Here is a 15,434-nt window from a genome sequence, read left to right as displayed (position 1 = left end):
TTGCCGGTCCGTTGTACGAACTGTCCGACTGGTTGACGATCGGGTGATGTCCGGGAAACACGGCGGGCGATACCGTCCGCCCATGGACACGCAGGGCGGCATCACCGTACAACGGGCACTCGAACTGCCGGGGCTCCGCAGCGGCCTTCCGGAGGTCGTCGCCGGGGCGGACCGGCTCCAGCGGACCGTGCGCTGGGTGCACGCCGGCGAGGTGCCCAACATCGCGTCCCTGCTGAAGGGCGGCGAGCTGCTGCTGACGACCGGCCTGGGCCTCGGCACCCGCCCGGCCGAGCAGCGGGCCTTCGTCCGCCGCCTCGCCGACCGCGGCATCGCCGCCCTCGTCGTCGAGCTCGGCCCGCGCTTCGCCCGCCTGCCGGCGACGATAGTGGAGACCGCGCGGGCCGCCGGGCTGCCGCTCGTCCAGCTCCACCGCGAGGTCCCCTTCGTCGCCGTCACGGAGGAGATCCACACCGAGATCGTCAACGGCCACTACGCGCTCCAGCGACGGGCCGAGGAGGTCCACCGGCAGTGCACCGAGGCGCTCCTCGGCGGCGGCGGGGTGCCCCAGGTCCTGCGGATCCTCTCCGACTTCGCCGCGAACCCGGTCTTCCTGGAGACCGCCGAGGGACAGCTCCTGTACGCGGCGGGCACCGAGTCCGGGCCCGCCGACCCGCTCCAGGTCTGGGACGGGCTCCGCGGCCAGCGCGCCGCCCGCGAGTCCGGTCCGCCGACCGGCACGGTCCTCGTCGACGTCCCCGGCGGGGGAGGCCCCGGCACGGGTTCGGTGCGGGCCCGTCTCGTCCTCCTCGCGGTCTCCGGCGCCCTCTCCCCCGTCCACCGGATGGCCGCCGAGCGGGCGGCGGGCCTCCTCGCCGTCGTCCTCATGCAGGCCCGGCAGGAGGAGGAGCTGGCGGCCCGGGGCCGCGGCGACTTCCTGACCGACCTGGCGGAGGGCCGGATCTCGGCCGAGGACGCCCCGGCGCAGGCCCGCGTCCTCGGTTTCCGCCCCGGCGACGGCCCGCTGCTCCCCGTCGTCATGCGGCTCGCCCCCGAACTCTCCCCCTCCGGCAGCTGGGCGCTGCTCGCCCGCGCCGTCCACGAGGAGCTGGCCGCCGTCGGCGTCCCCGCCCTCCTCGGCGTCCGCCCGGTCGAGGGCCGCGTCCCGCTCCTCCTGGGCCTGCGCTCGGAGTCGGAGCGGACGGCGGTCGCGGACCGGGTCGCGGCGGCGCTGCGGGCCGGCGTCGAACGGGCCGGCCTCGAAGGCGCCGGCGCGCACCCGCCGGTCGTGGTGGTCGGCATGGCCGGCGGCTGGGCGGCGGCGTCGGCGGGCCTGCGGCACGCGGCGGAGACCGCGACGGCGGCGCAGGGCCTGACGGACCGGCCCTGGTACGACGCCCGGCGCCTCGACATCGACCTGCTGCTGTGGCGGCTGCGCGACCACCCGGACCTGGCGGCCTTCGTCGACCGCGCGATCGGCCCCCTCCGGGACCACGACCGCGCTTCCCGTCCGCCGCTCCTGCCCACGCTGGAGACGTACCTGGCGCACGCGGGCCGCAAGGCGGAGACGGCCCGCGAGCTCCACCTCAACCGCCAGACCCTCTACAACCGCCTGGCCCGCATCTCCGAACTCCTCGGCACGGACCTCGACGACCCCCAGACGGTCCTGGCCCTGTCACTGGCGCTCAGGGCGCGGCGGCACACGCCGTAGGTCTGTGGGCCGGCAAGGGCGCCGTCCGGTGTGCTAGCGCGTCGCCGCGAGTTCGTCGTACACGCTCAGGACGTGGGCGATCGTGTCGTCCTCCGTGGGCCACGTCCCCGCCTGCACCCGCCCCGCCGCCGCGAGGTCCATCCGCCGCTCCGCGTCGGCGAGCAGCCCCCGCACCGCCGCCGCGAGCGCCTCCGCGTCCCCGTACGGCACCAGCTCCGCCGCGTCGCCGACGAGTTCCGGTACGCCTCCGACGGCCGTGGCGACCAGCGGCACGCCGAGCCGCAGCGCCTCCTGCGCGAGCAGGGACCGGGACTCCCAGCGCGACGGCAGCACCGCGACGTCCGCCGCGGCGAGGAGTTCGGCGATGTCGTCGCGGCGCCCGATGAGCCGCACGGCGAGCCCCTCCGCCACGATCCGCCGCTGCAGCGCGGCCCGGTCGCGCCCCTCGCCGGCGATGACGAGCAGCGGCTGCGGCTCCAGCTCCTGCCACTCCCGCGCCGCGTCGAGCAGCGTCCCGTATCCCCGTCCGGGTTCGAGCGCGCCGACGGCCATGAGCAGCGGCCGGTCGACGGCGCCGAGTTCGGCGCGGGCCTTGCCGTCGTGGAGGCAGACGGGCCCGCCCGCGGCGGGCACGGTGACGGGGGCGAGCCGGGCGTCGCGCGCCCCGCGCCGCCGGGCCCGGTCGACGAGTTCGGAGGAGGTGCCGAGGACGACGGCCGCCGCCCGTACGGTCCGCCGCTCCAGGAGCCGTACGAGTCCTGCCGTGGGCCCGTCGGCGTACGGCCGCCCGTGCCAGGTGGTGACGAGCGGGGTGCGGGCGGGCCCGACGGCGCCGGAGACGGCGAGCGCGGCCCGTACGGAGGCGTGCAGTCCGTGCGCGTGGACGACATCGGCGCCGATGCAGGCGTTGCGGAGCACGCCGACGGTCGCCGGGTCGTTGCGGCGCGCCAGCGGCACGACGTGCGCGCCGACCCCGGAGTAGTCGTAGAGGCGGTCGAGTTCGGCCGGAGCGCAGACGGTCACCCGGACGCCCCTCGCCACCAGCCCCGAGGCAAGTGATCTGACGTGAGCGCTGCTGCCCGCGCTGCCGCCGCCCAGCACTTGGACCGTACGGAGCTGTGTCACGCGCCCAAGGATGCCAGCCCCGGCGGCCACCCGTACGCACGTTCCGGCACCGACACCGCGACGTTCCCCGCCCCGCCGGGCGCCGGTCGCACGGCCCCACCCCGAGATTCACCCGTCCGAGCGAGCGCACGGGAAACCCCGCGCGCCCCCTCGGCCCACCCTCGCCCGCCTCACGCGGATCCCGGCACACGCGGATCCCGGGCACAGGCAGATCCCGGCACACGCAGATCCCCGCAGACCGGCCCCGCAGGGGAAGTCCCCGCGCGCGCCCGGCCCGCCCGGCACCCCCCTCACGCGGATCCCGACAGACCGGGCTCCGCGCGGGAAGCCCCCGCGCAGGAGCGGGCGCCCTCAGGCGTCCGCCCTGGCCGCCGCCAGGAGTTCCTCCGCGTGGGCGCGGGCGGTCTCGGAGTCCTCCTGGCCCGCGAGCATGCGGGAGAGTTCGCGGACCCGCTCCTCGCCCTCCAGGACGGTGACGCCCGAGCGGGTCACCGAGCCGTCGTTGGTCTTCTCCACCAGGAGCTGCCGGTCGGCGAAGGCGGCCACCTGCGGCAGGTGGGTGACGACGACGACCTGCGCGGTACGGGCCAGCTTGGCGAGCCGGCGGCCGATCTCCACCGCCGCCTTGCCGCCGACGCCCGCGTCGACCTCGTCGAAGAGGTAGGTCGGCACCGGGTCGACCCCGGCGAAGACCACCTCGACGGCGAGCATGACCCGTGACAGCTCACCACCGGACGCGCCCTTGGCGATGGGCCGGGGCGGCGCGCCGGGGTGCGGGGCGAGCAGCAGTTCGACCTCGTCGACGCCGGACGGCCCGTACGCGAGCCACCGCCCGTCGACCCGGACGCCGTTCGCCTCCTCGGCCGCCTCGGTCTGCCGGATGTCGAAGGACACGCGCGCGTGCGGCATGGCGAGCGAGGCCAGCTCGGCGGTGACCGCCGAGGCGAACCGGTCCGCGGCCTCCGCGCGGGCGTCGGTGAGCCGCTGCGCGAGGACGGACAGCTCGTCGCGGAGCCGGTCCCGCTCGGCGGTCAGCTCCCCGATCCGCTCGTCGTCGCCGTCGAGCTCCCCGAGCCGCTCCGCGCTCTCCTCCGCCCAGGCCAGGACGGCCGTGACGGACTCGCCGTACTTCCGGGTGAGCTGGGTGAGCGCGGCCCGCCGCTCCTCGACCGCGGCGAGCCGCAGCGGATCGGCGTCCAGATCGTCCGCGTACCCGGCGAGCTCCTGCGCCACGTCGGCGAGCAGGATGGAGATCTCCCCCGCCCGGTCGGCGAGCGCCGCGAGCGCCGGGTCGTGCGACCGTACGGCCTCCAGGGCCCGGCCCGCACCGCCGACCAGCGTGGTCGCGTCGACGGACTCGGGGTCCTCCGGGTTCCCGGCGAGCGCGGCGTGCGCGAGCGCCGCGGCGGAGGCCAGCGCCTCGGCGTGCCCGAGCCGCTCGGCCTCGGCGGCCAGCTCCTCGTCCTCACCGGCCCGCGGCGCGACCGCCTCGATCTCGGCGAGCCCGAAGCGCAGCAGATCGGCCTCCTGGGCTCGCTCACGTGCCCGGGTGGTGATCTCGTCCAGCTCGGTGGTGACGGCCCGCAGCCGGCGGTACGCCTCGCCGTAGGCGGCGAGCGGACCGGAGACGGCCTCGCCGGCGTACCGGTCGAGCGCGCCGCGCTGCCGAGCGGGCTTCAGCAGGCCCTGCTGGTCGGTCTGGCCGTGGACGGCGACGAGTTCGTCGGCGAGCTCGGCGAGCAGCCCGACGGGCACCGAACGCCCGCCGAGGTGGGCCCGTGAGCGCCCCTCGGCGGAGACGGTGCGGGTCACGAGCAGGGCGCCCTCGTCGAGCTCCGCCCCGGCCTCCCGGGCCCGCGCCGCGGCGGGCGCGCCGGGCGGCAGGGTGATCCGCCCCTCGACGACCGCCGATCCCGCCCCGATCCGTACGAGGGCCGGGTCGGCCCGGCCGCCGAGCAGCAGCCCCAGGCTCGTGACGACCATGGTCTTGCCCGCACCGGTCTCACCGGTCACCGCGGTGAAGCCGGGCGACAGCTCGACCACCGCGTCGTCGATGACCCCGAGCGACCGTATCCGCATCTCCTCCAGCACGCCCCAGACCATACGAGGTTTCCGTGCCGGGACGCGACATCACCCCCACCTCGGGGTGGTCAGTGGGGCGCGCCCCGCCAGCCGGAGACCGGCAGCGCGAACTTGGCGACGAGCCGGTCGGTGAAGGAGGCGTGGTGGAGCCGGGCGAGCCGGACGGGGACGGCGCCGCGCCGGACCTCGACCCGGGCACCGGCCGGCAGCTCGACGGTCCGCCGCCCGTCGCACCACAGCACCCCGTGCGGGGTGTGCGGCTCGACCTCGACGGCGAGGACGGATTCGGGCGTGGTGACGAGCGGCTTGGCGAAGAGCGCGTGCGCCCCGATCGGCACCATGAGCAGCGCCTCCACCTCGGGCCAGACGACCGGGCCGCCGGCCGAGAAGGCGTACGCGGTCGAACCGGTCGGCGTCGCGCAGATCACCCCGTCGCAGCCGAAGCCGGTCACCGGGCGTCCGTCGATGGCGAGGACGACCTCCAGCATCCGCTCCGGGGACACCTTCTGGACGGCCGCCTCGTTGAGCGCCCAGTCGCGGTGCAGCGTGTCGCCGTTCTGGTAGACGGCGACGTCGAGGGTCATCCGCTCCTCGACCTCGTACGCCTTGGTGACGACCCGGTCGACGACCTTGTCGAGGTCGTCGCGCTCGGCCTCGGCGAGGAAGCCGACCCGGCCGAGGTTGACGCCGAGCATCGGCACGCCCGAGGCGCGGGAGAACTCGGCGCCGCGCAGCAGCGTCCCGTCACCGCCGAGGACGATGATCAGTTCGCAGCCGTCGAGCGCCTCGGGGCACTCGTCCGGGATCCGCTCCACGGAGGGCGGCAGCGGCAGGTCGGCCGCCTCCGCCTCCAGGACACGGACGCCGATGCCGCTGCGCAGCAGCCCCAGGACGACGAGTTCGGCGCTGCGCACGGCGGCCGGCCGGCCCGTGTGCGCGAGCAGCAGGACGGTACGTGGTTCCTGTGGTGCCGCTGTCTCTGTCAACGAGGTCCCTCCGCCACGGCTCGGTCGACATCCGCCGGATCGAGTGCGGGCGCCCCGGCCCGCAGCCACAGAAAGTACTCGACGTTCCCGGACGGCCCGGGCAGCGGGCTCGCGGTGACGCCGAGCACGCCCAGCCCCAGCTCGGCCGCCTGCCGTGCGACGTTCTTCACGGCGTCGGCGCGCAGCTCGGCGCTGCGCACGACGCCGCCGGAGCCGAGCCGCTCCTTACCCACCTCGAACTGCGGTTTCACCATCAGGACGAGGTCGGCGCCGGGTGCGGTGCAGGCGGCGAGCGCGGGCAGCACGAGGCCCAGCGGGATGAAGGAGAGGTCGCCGACGACGAGGTCGACGGGGATTCCGTCGATGGCGTCCAATGTCAACTCGCGCACGTTGGTGCGGTCCTTGACGGTGACCCGCTCGTCGCTCTGGAGCGACCAGGCGAGCTGTCCGTAGCCGACGTCGACGGCGACGACGTGTGCGGCGCCCGCGCGCAGCAGCACGTCGGTGAAGCCGCCGGTGGAGGCGCCGGCGTCGAGCGCCCGGCGGCCCTCGACGGCGAGCCCGAGCGGGACGAAGGCCGCGAAGGCGCCGGCGAGCTTGTGGCCGCCGCGCGAGACGTAGTCGGGGTCGGAGTCGTCCTGGGAGACGACGATCGCCGCGGCGGTCTCGACCTGGGTGGCGGACTTGGTGGCGACGGTCTTGCCGACGGTCACCCGGCCGGCGGCGATCAGCTGGCCGGCGTGCTCGCGCGAGCGGGCGAGTTTGCGCCGGACGAGCTCGGCGTCGAGTCGGCGGCGTGCCACTCCTGCCACGTTGGGTTCAGCTCCTGGGGTCGTGCGGACGGGGTGCGGAGGCGGGGTGCGCGTCGAGCGAGGTCAGCTCGGCGCGCAGGCCTCGGTGTACATCCTCGTACACCGCGAGGTGTCCGTCCGCCGTGAGGTGGTCGGTCTCGGCGAGCCGCTCCAGGAGCGCGTCGACGGCCGGCAGTCCGGTGGGCTCCCGGTCGACCCCCAGCGGCGCCGCGGTGGGCCCGTCCGCCGCGGCCGGAACCGTACCGGCGTCCGCACCGGCGTCCGTCATCGCTTCGCTCATGCCTCGACGCTACCGCGAAGCCCTGGGGTACGGTCGACGGCGATGGCGACGATCACGGAGTGCCGCGCGGCGCTCGACAAGCTGGCGGACGGCCTCGCGGGCGCGGACGGCTCCGTGCGGGGCGCGGCCGCGCTCGACCGCACCCTGAGCTGCCACCTCACGGACCTGGACACGACCTTCACCGGCCGGCTCGCGGACGGCCGGATGGTCGTGGAGTCGACGGTGGCGGGGCCGCCGCCGGAGAAGGCGCAGATCCGCCTCAGGATGACCGGCGACGACCTGGTGGCGATGGTGGACGGCCGGCTGCACTTCGCGAAGGCCTGGGCCTCCGGCCGGGTCGGCCTGGAGGCCGGCTTCCGCGACCTGCTGCGGCTGCGCTCACTTCTGTAGCGCGGCCTCCTGCGCATCGCCCGGAACGGCCTCCTGCGCCGGCACGGACCGCCTGGCCCGCGCCTGCCGCCCGGCGGGGACGACGAGCGGGGTGCCCGTCTCCGGGTCCTCGATGACCTGGCAGCGCAGCCCGAAGACCCGCTCGACCAGCTCCGCGGTCACCACCTCCGACGGCGGGCCCTCGGCGACGACCTCGCCGCCGCGCACCGCGATGAGGTGGGTGGCGTACCGGGCCGCGTGGTTGAGGTCGTGCAGGACGGCGACGAGCGTCCGCCCCTGGGTCTCGTGCAGCTCGGCGCAGAGGTCGAGGACGTCGATCTGGTGCTGGATGTCGAGGTACGTGGTCGGCTCGTCGAGCAGCAGCAGCGGGGTCTGCTGGGCGAGGGCCATGGCGATCCACACCCGCTGGCGCTGGCCGCCGGAGAGCTCGTCGACGAAGCGGTCGGCGAGTTCGGCGACGCCGGTGGACTCCATCGACTCCTGGACGATCCGCTCGTCCTCCGGCGACCACTGGCGCAGCAGCCCCTGGTGGGGGTAGCGGCCGCGGGCGACGAGGTCGGCGACGGTGATGCCGTCGGGCGCGATCGAGGACTGCGGCAGCAGGCCGAGGGTCCGGGCGACCTTCTTCGCCGGCAGGGAGTGGATGGACTGCCCGTCGAGCAGCACCCGGCCCTGGGTGGGCTTGAGCATCCGGGACAGGGCCCGCAGCAGGGTCGACTTGCCGCAGGCGTTGGGCCCGACGATGACGGTGAAGGAGTGGTCGGGGATCTCGACGGACAGGTCGCGGGCGATGACCCGCTGCTCGTACGCGAGGGTGACCGACTCGGCCCCGAGCCGCTGCCGCTGCCGATCGCTCATGGGGGTACTCCTGGTGTCCTGGTTCGGGTGGTCCTGGGGCGCGCTCATATCCGGCCCGCCTTGCGTTCGCTGACGAGCAGCCAGAGCAGGTAGCAGCCGCCGAGGATGCCGGTGACGACACCGACGGGCAGCTGGCGGTCGCCGAAGGCGCGGGTGGCGATCCAGTCGGCGCTCAGCAGCAGCGCGGAGCCCATGACCATGGAGACCGCCAGGTTCGGGCCGGGCGCGCGGGTCAGCCGGCGGGCCAGCTGCGGGGCGCTGAGGGAGACGAAGACGATCGGCCCGGCCGCCGAGGTGGCGACGGCGACGAGCAGCACCGCGGAGGCCATCAGCACGATCCGGGTCCGCTCGACCTTCACGCCGAGCGCGTACGCCGCGTCGTCGCCCATCTCCAGCATCCGCAGCGCCCGTCCGTGGCCGAGGACCAGCGGCACGAGCACGCAGCAGACGGCGAGCAGCGGCCAGAACTGGGTCCAGTCACGGCCGTCGAGGGATCCGGTCATCCACACGGTGGCGCGGGTGGCGTCCACCAGGTTGGCCTTGGTGATGAGGTAGTGGATCACGGAGGTCAGCATGGCGGCGGCGCCGATGCCGACGAGCACGAGCCGGTAGCCGTGCACGCCCCGCTTCCAGGCGAGCAGGTAGATCACGGCGCCGGTGAGGACGCCGCCGACGACGGCGCCGAGGGCGGTGGCGACCGCGCTGCCCTGGAAGAGGACGATCATGGTGAGCGCGCCGACGGTGGCGCCCTGCCCGAAGCCGATGACGTCGGGACTGCCGAGCGGGTTGCGCGAGACCGACTGGAAGACCGCCCCGCCGAGGGCGAGCGCGGCACCGACGAGGATCGCGACGAGGACCCGCGGGAGCCGCAGCTCCATCACCGCGAACTCCTGGATGACGGTCCCCCGGCCGAGCAGCGTGTCGAGGACCTCGCCCGGGGTCATGGGGAAGTCGCCGGTGCAGACGAGGACGGTGCCGACGGCGAGGGCGAGCAGGATCAGCCCGAGGCCGGAGAACGCCGCCCGCGGCGCGTACCGTACGGAGACTCCGCCGCCGGTCCGCAGGGTCTTGGTGGTCACAGCTGGGCCATCCTCTTGCGGCGTACGAGTCGGATGAAGACGGGCCCGCCGACGAGCGCCGTCACGATGCCGACCTGGAGTTCGGCGGGCCGGACGACGACCCGGCCGAGGACGTCGGAGCCGAGCAGCAGCACGGGCGCGAGGACGGCCGCGTACGGCAGGATCCACCGCATGTCCGGCCCGGTGATCGCGCGGACCATGTACGGCACCATCAGGCCGAGGAAGACGATCGGCCCGCAGGCGGCGGTCGCGGCCCCGCACATCAGGGTGACGGCGAGCATGGCGACGACCCGGGTCCGGTTGATGCTCACGCCGAGCGCGCGGGCGGAGTCGTCGCCCATCTCCATGGCGTTGAGCGGCCGGGCGATCCCGAGCGCCAGCACGGCGCCGACGAGGATGAAGGGCGCGACGCGGCCGACGGTGTCCATGTCGGCGGAGGCCAGCGAGCCGACGGTCCAGAAGCGGAGCCGGTCGAGGGCGGCCGAGTTCAGCAGCTGCACGGCGTTGACGAAGCCGTACAGGGCGGCCGTGGCGGCGGTGCCGGCGAGCGCGAGCCGCACCGGCGTCGCGCTGCGGCTGCCGCCGAGCACGTACACGACGACCGAGACGACGGCGGCGCCGACGAAGGCGAACCACACGTAGTCGCGGACGTCGGTGACGCCCAGGAAGGCGATGGCCGAGACGACGGCGGCGGACGCGCCCGCGTTGACCCCGAGCAGCCCGGGCTCCGCCAGCGGGTTGCGGGTCAGCCCCTGCATCACGGCGCCGGCCAGGCCGAGCGCCAGGCCGACGAGCAGCCCGAGCAGGGTGCGCGGCACGCGCACGTCGTGGATGACGACGTCGTTTCCGACGCCGCTGTCGTGGAACAGCCCGTGCCACACGTCACCGAGCGGCACCGGCTTGGCACCGATCATGATGCTGAGGACACAGACAAGCAGCAGGGCACCGACGGCTGCGAGCAGCCCGAGGGCGCGCACGGAGTTCCGGCGCTTCGGGGACTGCCCGGACTTCACCGGCTCCGCGCTCGTACGGGAGGGACTCTCGACCAACACGGAGTTAGGTTAGCCTACCCAATATTGATCTAGCAGCGACCGGGGCCTCGAATCCGAAAGCCCCCGCTCTCCCTAGAGTCCGAGCCGGGCCAGCGCCTTCCCCGCGTCGAGCCCGCACGCCCCGGACCCCGCCCACGTCCACGCCGCCCCGCACAGCGCCCGCAGCCCGTCGACCGCCTCGGAGTCCGCGGCGCCCTCCAGGACGAGTTCCTCCCCGCGCGCCGAGGCCCGCCACCCGCCGCACCGGAAACCGCCGTCCGCCTCGGCCACGACCTCCGGCTGCCCCACGAGCAGCCCCCGCAGGTCGGCCGCCACATACGTCGGCCGGTGCTCCGGCACCGCCGCGAGCAGCGTCGCCCCGTCGGTGACCCCGGTCAGCACGAGCAGCGAGTCGACCCCGCCGTGGAAGGCGCCCTCGATGTCGGTGTCGAGGCGGTCGCCGACGACCAGCGGCCGCCGCGCCCCGGTCCGCAGCACGGTCTCCCGGTGCATCGGCGGCTGCGGCTTCCCCGCGACCTTCGGCTCGACCCGCCCACCGGTGGCGATCCGCACGACCTCGACGGCGGCGCCGTTCCCCGGCGCGATCCCGCGCGCGCCCGGGATCGTCAGGTCGGTGTTGGAGGCGTACCAGGGCACGCCCCGCCCGATCGCGTACGCCGCCTCCGCGAACCGGCCCCAGGCCATGTCCGGCCCGCCGTACCCCTGCACGACGGCCACCGGCCCGTCATCGGCCGACTCGACCGGCACGAGCCCCCGTTCGCGCAGCGCCACCCGCAGCCCCTCGCCGCCGACGACGAGCACCCGGGACCCGGCCGGCACGTCCTCCGCGACGAGCCGCGCCACGGCCTGCGCCGAGGTCACCACGTCCCCCGGCTCGGCCGGCACGCCCAGCTCGGTGAGGTGCCCGGCCACCGTGTCCGGCGTCCGCAGCGCGTTGTTCGTCACGTACGCCAGCCGCATCCCCCGCTCGCGCGCCGCCCCGAGCGCCTCGACGGCGTACGGGATCGCCGCCCCGCCCGCGAAGTACACGACCCCGTCGAGGTCGAGCAGCGCCGTGTCGTACGCCTCGCTCAGCGCGACCGCGCTGCCGCCGGGCCGACTCCGTTCCGTCCGCCGCTCCTGGCCGTCTCGCGCCATGACCACCCGCTCCTCACTCACCACCGGTCCGTCCCCCGCTCCCCCGATCATCGCTCATGCCCGCCGCCCGCCTACCATGACGAGATGAACACCTCAGGTCACGCGGCCGACGCCGTCCGCGACGACACGGCGGGACTGCGCCTGCACCCGTTCCGCGGCATCCGGTACGTCCCCGACCGGGTCGGCAGCCTCGCGGCCGTCACCTCCCCGCCCTATGACGTCGTCGTACGACCTGACGGACTGCTCCACCTCGAATCCGCCGACCCCCACAACATCGTCCGGCTGATCCTCCCCCAGGCGGTCGCGGCGGGCACCCGCCACCGCAAGGCCGCGGTGACGATGGACCGCTGGCTCGCCGACGGCGTCCTCGCCCCCGATCCGGACCCCGCCCTGTACGTGTACGAGCAGCGCGGCGACGGCATCCTCCAGCGCGGCATCATCGGCGCCCTCGAACTGTCCACCCCCGCCGAGGGGATCGTCCTCCCCCACGAGGACGTCATGCCGCACGTCGTCGAGGACCGCGCGGCCCTGATGCGCACGACGGCCGCCAACCTGGAGCCGCTGCTCCTCACCTACCCCGGGGACGGCGACGGCGCCGACGCGGTGATCGAGCGCGCGGTCCTGCGTGAACCGCTGCTCGCGACGACCACCGAGGACGGCTTCCACCACCGCCTGTGGGCGGTCACGGACCCGGCCGAACAGGCGGCGATCACCGCCGAACTCGCCCGCCACCAGGCGCTCATCGCGGACGGCCACCACCGCTGGGCGACCTATCTGCGGCTGCGCGACGAGCACCCCTTCCCCGGCCCCTGGAACCAGGGCCTGGTCCTCCTCATCGACACGGTCCGCTACCCCCTGCGGGTCCGCGCGATCCACCGCCTCCTGAGCCGCCTGCCGGTCGCGGACGCCCTCGACGCCGTCGGCGACGCCTTCCGCGTCCGCCGCGTCGAACGCCCCCTGCCCCAGGCCCTGGAGGCCCTCGCCGAGGCCGCCGCCGACGGCAACGCCTTCCTCCTCGCCGGTGACGGCGCCTTCCACCTCCTGGACCACCCGGACCCGGCCCTGCTGGCCCGCACGGTCCGCGCCGACCGCCCGGAGGCCTGGCGGACCCTGGACGCGACCGTCCTGCACGCCACGCTCCTGGAGCACGTCTGGCACGTCCCGGACGCCCCCGAGGACATCGCCTACATCCACGACACGGCCGCGGCCGTCGCCCAGGCCGAGCGCCGCGGCGGTACGGCGGTCCTGATGCACCCGGTACGGGAGGAGGTCGTCCGCGACCTGGCCCGCCAGGGCGTCACGATGCCCCGCAAGTCGACCTCCTTCGGCCCCAAGCCGGCCACGGGCCTGGTCCTCCGCAGCCTCGCCCTCGACTGACCCGCGCACGGAACGCGGAAGGGGCGGCACCCACCGGGTGCCGCCCCTTCCTCATGTCACCGAGCCTCAGCTCCGGTCGTCCTCGTCCTCATCGTCGTCGCCCTCGTCGGCGGCGTCCTGCTCGGCCCGCTCGGCCTGCTCGCCGTCCGACTCGTCCTCGTCCTCGTCCTCGTCGAAGGCGTCGACGAACTCGACCCCGTCGAGCTCGGCAAGACGGTCGGAGGCGTCCGTGGCACCGTCCTTGTCGGCCTCCAGGGCCTTGGCGAACCACTCACGGGCCTCCTGCTCCCGCCCGGCGGCGAGCAGGGCGTCGGCGTAGGCGTACCGCAGCCGCGCGGTCCACGGGTGGTTGGCGTTGGACGCCAGCTCGGGGCTCTGCAGGGTCACGATGGCGGCGTCGAGCTGCCCCATGTCCCGGCGGGCGCCGGCGGCGACGAGCCGCATCTCGACCTGCCCGGCCTTGTCGAGCTTCTGCACCTCGGGCTCACCGGCCATGGCGAGCGCCCGCTCGGGCCGGCCGAGGCCGCGCTCGCAGTCGGCCATGACGGGCCACAGGTCGACGCCACCGCTCATCCGCCGCGCGGCCCGGAACTCGGCCAGCGCCTCGGAGTACTTCTGGTTGGCGTACGCGGCGAAGCCGGCGGCCTCGCGGACGGCGGCGACGCGCGAGGCGAGCCGCAGCGCGACCCGGGAGTAGCCGTAGGCCTTCTCGGGGTCCTCGTCGATCAGCTGCGCGACCATGACGAGGTTACGGGCCACGTCGTCGGCGAGCCCCTTGGGCAGGCTCATCAGCTCCTGGCGCACATCGGGGTCGATCTCCTCACCGGTGACCTCCGGCGGGATCGGCAGCCGCTTGAGCGGCGCGCGGTCGCTCCGCTCCCGGTCCCCACGGTCGTCCCGACGCCCGTAACCACCCCGGTCGTCCCGCCCACGGTACCCACCGCGGTCGTCCCGACGGTCGTCACGACGGTCGTCACGACGGAAACCGCCGCCACGGTCGTCACGACGGAAGCCACCACCGCGGTTGTCGCCACCGCGGTCATCGCGACGGTAGCCACCGCCACGCTGGTCGCCGCCACGGTCGTCACGACGGAAGCCGCCACCGCGGTTGTCGTCGCGGCGGTCGTCACGGCGGTCGTCACGCGGGAAGGAGGGACGGTCGTCACGACGGAACGACGACGGACGCTCATCCCGACGATCGTCACGACGGAACCCACCGCCACGCTGGTCACCACCGCGGTCATCGCGACGGTAGCCGCCACCGCGCTGGTCGCCACCGCGGTCGTCACGGCGGAAGCCGCCACCGCGGTTGTCGTCGCGACGGTCGTCACGCGGGAAGGAGGGACGGTCGTCACGACGGAACGACGACGGACGCTCATCCCGACGATCGTCACGACGGAACCCACCGCCACGCTGGTCACCACCACGGTCGTCACGACGGAAGCCGCCACCACGCTGGTCGCCGCCACGGTCGTCACGACGGAAGCCACCGCCGCGGTTGTCGCCACCGCGGTCATCGCGGCGGTAGCCGCCACCGCGCTGGTCGCCACCGCGGTCGTCACGACGGAAGCCGCCACCGCGCTGGTCGCCACCGCGGTCGTCACGACGGAAGCCGCCACCGCGGTTGTCGTCGCGACGGTCGTCGCGACGGTCGTCACGGCGGTCGTCACGCGGGAAGGAGGGACGGTCGTCACGACGGAACGACGACGGACGCTCATCCCGACGATCGTCACGACGGAACCCACCGCCACGCTGGTCGCCACCACGGTCATCGCGACGGAAGCCGCCACCGCCACGGTTGTCGTCGCGACGGAAGCCGCCGCCACGCTGGTCGCCACCACGGTCGTCACGGCGGAAACCGCCACCACCGCGCTGGTCACCGCCACGGCTGTCGCCGCCTCGGTCGTCACGGCGGTAGCCGCCACCACCGCGGTTGTCGTCGCGACGGAAGCCACCCCCACCGCGGTTGTCGCCACGGCTGTCACCACGGTTGTCGTCACGACGGGGCCCACGGTAGCCACCCCGGTCGCCACCGGCACCGTCCCTGCGACGCGGCTCGCGCTCCGGACGGTCGTCGGGAGAGTTGGTGGACATCGGTGTGACTCCTGTCTTCGGGTACTGCAGTCATTCTCGCGCAGCCGGCACCCGGCCGCGCCTCGGAAAAGTCAAGAAAAAAACAAAAGGACCTCTGGTCCCAGCGTGAACGCTGGGACCAGAGGTCCTGAAGATTTGTTCGGCGGCGTCCTACTCTCCCACAGGGTCCCCCCTGCAGTACCATCGGCGCTGAAAGGCTTAGCTTCCGGGTTCGGAATGTAACCGGGCGTTTCCCTAACGCTATGACCACCGAAACCCTATCGGTTTCGAGCGAACAAGCACACTCTGTAGTTGTGTTCCAGCTCCGAAACCAGCAACTGTTCGTTGCTTCAGAACTAACACAGTGGACGCGAGCAACTGAGGACAAGCCCTCGGCCTATTAGTACCGGTCAGCTCCACCCATTACTGGGCTTCCACATCCGGCCTATCAACCCAGTCGTCTACTGGGAGCCTT

General features: G+C 74.4%; 14 protein-coding genes and 2 rRNA genes. 3 read left to right on the top strand and 13 right to left on the bottom strand.

The annotated features are described in order from the left end of the window. The first annotated feature begins 82 nt into the window (after positions 1-82). Positions 83-1,708, top strand: a complete 1,626-nt coding sequence (locus HHL19_RS24245) for a PucR family transcriptional regulator (RefSeq protein ID WP_169092459.1) — start codon at positions 83-85, stop codon at positions 1,706-1,708. 33 nt (positions 1,709-1,741) lie between these two features. Here the strand turns inward: HHL19_RS24245 and HHL19_RS24240 are convergent, their stop codons facing one another. From HHL19_RS24240 to HHL19_RS24220, 5 genes are all read right to left on the bottom strand, one after another. Beyond that, positions 1,742-2,833: a glycosyltransferase family 4 protein gene (locus HHL19_RS24240; protein ID WP_169092458.1), complete on the bottom strand. Its 1,092-nt coding sequence runs from the start codon at positions 2,831-2,833 to the stop codon at positions 1,742-1,744. A 351-nt stretch (positions 2,834-3,184) separates the two neighbouring features. Continuing rightward, a complete protein-coding gene (gene recN, locus HHL19_RS24235) occupies positions 3,185-4,936 on the bottom strand; it encodes a DNA repair protein RecN (protein ID WP_169092457.1) in 1,752 nt (583 codons plus the stop codon). Positions 4,937-4,983: 47 nt separating this feature from the next. Then, positions 4,984-5,901: an NAD kinase gene (locus HHL19_RS24230; protein WP_169092456.1), complete on the bottom strand. Its 918-nt coding sequence runs from the start codon at positions 5,899-5,901 to the stop codon at positions 4,984-4,986. Beyond that, positions 5,898-6,713, bottom strand: coding sequence for a TlyA family RNA methyltransferase (locus tag HHL19_RS24225; protein ID WP_169092455.1), 816 nt, complete (start codon positions 6,711-6,713; stop codon positions 5,898-5,900). Before HHL19_RS24225 ends, HHL19_RS24230 begins: the two co-directional genes overlap by 4 nt. 7 nt (positions 6,714-6,720) lie before the next feature. Further along, the gene (locus HHL19_RS24220; RefSeq protein ID WP_169092825.1) at positions 6,721-6,981 is read right to left on the bottom strand and encodes a hypothetical protein; all 261 of its coding nucleotides are present in this window, start codon (positions 6,979-6,981) and stop codon (positions 6,721-6,723) included. Between the two features lie 54 nt (positions 6,982-7,035). Here HHL19_RS24220 and HHL19_RS24215 point away from each other — a divergent pair, with 54 nt between their 5' ends. Next, entirely contained in the window at positions 7,036-7,383 is a 348-nt protein-coding gene (locus tag HHL19_RS24215) for an SCP2 sterol-binding domain-containing protein (protein WP_169092454.1), read from the top strand. On the opposite strand, the gene HHL19_RS24210 is transcribed toward HHL19_RS24215, so the two are convergent. The 4 genes from HHL19_RS24210 to HHL19_RS24195 form a co-directional block, all read right to left on the bottom strand. After that, the gene (locus HHL19_RS24210) at positions 7,372-8,241 is read right to left on the bottom strand and encodes an ABC transporter ATP-binding protein (protein ID WP_169092453.1); all 870 of its coding nucleotides are present in this window, start codon (positions 8,239-8,241) and stop codon (positions 7,372-7,374) included. The genes HHL19_RS24215 and HHL19_RS24210 overlap by 12 nt on opposite strands. A 44-nt stretch (positions 8,242-8,285) precedes the next feature. Further along, positions 8,286-9,320: an iron chelate uptake ABC transporter family permease subunit gene (locus tag HHL19_RS24205; protein ID WP_169092452.1), complete on the bottom strand. Its 1,035-nt coding sequence runs from the start codon at positions 9,318-9,320 to the stop codon at positions 8,286-8,288. Next, positions 9,317-10,333 (bottom strand): iron chelate uptake ABC transporter family permease subunit, encoded by a 1,017-nt coding sequence (locus tag HHL19_RS24200; protein WP_346768537.1) that lies wholly within the window; start codon positions 10,331-10,333, stop codon positions 9,317-9,319. The genes HHL19_RS24205 and HHL19_RS24200 overlap by 4 nt, the downstream gene beginning before the upstream one ends. A gap of 111 nt (positions 10,334-10,444) precedes the next feature. Next, positions 10,445-11,509: an HAD hydrolase-like protein gene (locus tag HHL19_RS24195; RefSeq protein WP_169092451.1), complete on the bottom strand. Its 1,065-nt coding sequence runs from the start codon at positions 11,507-11,509 to the stop codon at positions 10,445-10,447. Positions 11,510-11,593: 84 nt separating this feature from the next. Between HHL19_RS24195 and HHL19_RS24190 the strand changes: the two genes are divergently transcribed. Further along, on the top strand, positions 11,594-12,886 hold the full coding sequence (locus tag HHL19_RS24190) for a DUF1015 domain-containing protein (protein ID WP_169092450.1): 1,293 nt from the start codon (positions 11,594-11,596) through the stop codon (positions 12,884-12,886). Positions 12,887-12,952: 66 nt separating this feature from the next. Here the strand turns inward: HHL19_RS24190 and HHL19_RS36865 are convergent, their stop codons facing one another. The 4 genes from HHL19_RS36865 to HHL19_RS24175 all read right to left on the bottom strand — a co-directional run. After that, on the bottom strand, positions 12,953-13,735 hold the full coding sequence (locus HHL19_RS36865) for a tetratricopeptide repeat protein (protein ID WP_206325743.1): 783 nt from the start codon (positions 13,733-13,735) through the stop codon (positions 12,953-12,955). Further along, complete coding sequence (locus tag HHL19_RS36860) at positions 13,675-14,886, bottom strand: hypothetical protein (RefSeq protein WP_206325775.1); 1,212 nt, start codon at positions 14,884-14,886, stop codon at positions 13,675-13,677. Before HHL19_RS36860 ends, HHL19_RS36865 begins: the two co-directional genes overlap by 61 nt. A gap of 231 nt (positions 14,887-15,117) precedes the next feature. Beyond that, a 5S ribosomal RNA gene (rrf, locus tag HHL19_RS24180) occupies positions 15,118-15,234 on the bottom strand. Positions 15,235-15,339: 105 nt separating this feature from the next. Next, a 23S ribosomal RNA gene (locus HHL19_RS24175) occupies positions 15,340-15,434 on the bottom strand; the annotation flags it as partial.

The organism is Streptomyces sp. R302 (assembly GCF_012927245.1).
Taxonomy (GTDB): Bacteria; Actinomycetota; Actinomycetes; order Streptomycetales; family Streptomycetaceae; genus Streptomyces.
Note: the sequence above shows the minus strand (reverse complement) of the source record. Positions and strands in the feature narration are given on the sequence as shown.